Origin of the sequence: Phocaeicola sp. ICN-14070 (assembly GCF_037892625.1) — a bacterium.
Lineage (GTDB): Bacteria > Bacteroidota > Bacteroidia > Bacteroidales > Bacteroidaceae > Phocaeicola > Phocaeicola plebeius.
Genome location: NZ_JBBKBF010000134.1, coordinates 1 through 2,762, shown reverse-complemented (window position 1 = coordinate 2,762; position 2,762 = coordinate 1). Strand labels below are relative to the sequence as shown.

At 37.7% G+C, this 2,762-nt stretch carries 1 protein-coding gene; it reads left to right on the top strand.

Annotated features, from left to right (window positions below):
• Positions 1-488: 488 nt before the first annotated feature.
• Positions 489-2,762: SusC/RagA family TonB-linked outer membrane protein (locus WKT20_RS17860; protein ID WP_340417845.1), on the top strand; the 2,274-nt coding region annotated here is incomplete at its 3' end.

The following is a 2,762-nucleotide window of genomic DNA, read 5'->3' as shown; positions in this document are numbered from 1 at the left end:
GTTTTAATCGAAATGTACTTGCGTTTGGAGCCGAGCGCCTTTGTGTTTGCTATGTAACACAAAGTTACGTTTGTGTATAGAAATTAAGATTGTGTAAAAGATGGGGCCATTCTTTTTATGTTGTACAGCCTAAATGTATCGTAGAATAAAGAAAATGTTACACACGGGATAATGATGTAACATGTAACATAGGTGTTGGTAATATGGTATAAATCCTTTTTATTAATTAAGATTTACATTTGCATTGTGTTAAATGATTTATAATTGTGTAATCTTAAATGAAATGCGTATGGTTGTTAATAAAAAAGACGGAGGATAACGAAAGGATACTATTAGGTAACTCTTTGTAATTTTTTTATTTTTAATTATTTGGTATAATGAAAAACATAAGACAAAAGTTTCTCGAGAATAGTTCTTCTAACCAGAAGCTATTTCTCACGCGAAGCCGTATTTTCTTTTTACTTCTTTTTTTCTGTAGCGTTTCTTTAATGGCTCAGAATGGTGTTGTAGTGAAAGGAAAGGTGCTTGATGCAAATGATGAACCTTTGATTGGTGCAGCAATCGTATTAAAAGGTAATACGAATGTAGGAACAGTTGCCGATTTTGATGGTAATTTTACCCTTGAAGTTCCCAATAGAAATTCAGTCTTGACAGTCTCTTATTTGGGAATGACTCCACAAGATGTAAAGGTTAACGGAAGAACGATGATTGTAGTCGTGTTGCGTGAAGATACAGAAGTTTTGGACGAGGTTGTAGTAGTAGGTTATGGACAACAGAAAAAAGCATCTGTCGTTGGAGCTATTACGCAGACTTCTTCAAAAGTACTGGAACGTGCCGGTGGAGTTTCTGATTTGGGATCTGCACTGACTGGTAATTTGCCGGGTGTTGTTACTACAGCTTCAACAGGTATGCCGGGTGAGGAAGATCCGCAAATTGTCATTCGTGGTGCAAGTTCATGGAACAATAGCGCTCCGTTGATTTTGGTCGATGGAATTGAACGTCCGATGTCAGGTATCGATGTAAACTCTGTAGAATCTATTTCAGTGTTGAAAGATGCGTCAGCAACTGCTGTCTATGGTGTAAAGGGTGCTAACGGTGTCATCTTGATTACTACTAAACGTGGTAAGGAAGGTAAAGCGACTATTAATGCAGGTGGTAGCATGGCATTAAAGATGCCTTCAAAACTGCCTAACAAACTTGATTCATACGATGCATTCCAATTGCGTAATGATGCAGTAGAATATGAATTAGGTTTAACTCCTGATTCTTGGATGTACATGATGTCACAGGAACAAATGAATAAATATCGTAATCCTGCAAATCAGGCAGAAGCAGAACGCTATCCTAATATTGACTGGGCAGATTGGATGTTTAAGGATTATGCATTTTCTGAAAATGCCAATGTCAGTGTGAGTGGTGGTACACGTTTTGTGAAATATTATGCAGCCATTGACTATCAGCACGAAGGTGACTTGTTTAAGGAATATGATAATGGACGTGGTTATCAGACTACTTATGGTTATAACCGTGTAAATATGCGTAGTAACCTTGACTTCCAGCTTACCAAGACAACATTGTTAAAGACAAACCTTTCAGGTTCACATGGGGTAAAACAAGGACCTCGTACTGATTATGAATATAATATCTGGGGTAGTGCTTATAGTACACCTCCTAATGTATTTTATCCTCAATATTCAGATGGTACATGGGGATATGACCCGATAAATAATGCCAATAACTCAGTTGCTCAATTGGCCTTGGCCGGACAGAATACACGTACAACTACTCGTTTGACAACTGACTTTACATTAGAACAGAAACTGGACTTTATTGTAAAAGGTTTAAGTGCCAAAGCTTCTATTTCATGGGACAATGTATTTTACGAACAGAACCGTGGTGTAAACTCAACTGATCAGGCGTTGTACAAATACATTAATCCAGAGACGGGTGCAGTCAGCTATAATCCAAGCCAGGGTAGTCATAACTTTGATTTCCATGAACAAGTTAACTGGATTGCTGAAGGTGGTGCTATCGATAATAATGCTACGGAACGTCATCTCTATTATTCTGCCCAGATTGATTATAACAATACATTTGGTAATCATACGGTAGGTGCTATGGGATTATTCAGCCGTCAGGAGCGTGCGAAAGGTAGTATTGTTCCTAATTATCGTGAGGACTGGGCTTTCCGTGTTACCTATAACTATGCCAATAAGTATTTCTTGGAATATAACGGTGCATATAATGGTTCTGATAAGTTTAGTGCTGATAATCGTTTTGTATTCTTTAATTCAGGTGCCATTGGCTGGATGCTGAGTGAAGAAAAGTTCATGAAGAAAATCAAGTTCCTTGATATGTTGAAGCTGAGAGCTTCTTACGGTGAAATCGGTAATGACGTAATCGGTGATGAATGGGATACAACTCGTCGTTGGCTTTATATGGATCAGTGGGAAACAGGAGGCAACATTGCAACTGGTTTGTATAATGTAGCAAGTCCTTATACTTTTTATCGTCAGAAGACTGTAGGTTATACGGATATTCATTGGGAAGTTGTTCGTAAATTTAACTTTGGTATTGATTATTCATTCTTAGACGGATTGTTTGCTGGTAATATTGAAATTTTTAGAGATAAACGTTCGGATATTCTTATCAGCGGTTCGGATCGTGCTATGCCTTCTTATTTTGGAGGTATTGTAAGTGCACCTTGGATAAACATGGGTAAAGTTAAAAACCGTGGTTATGAACTGGAACTTCGTATTAAC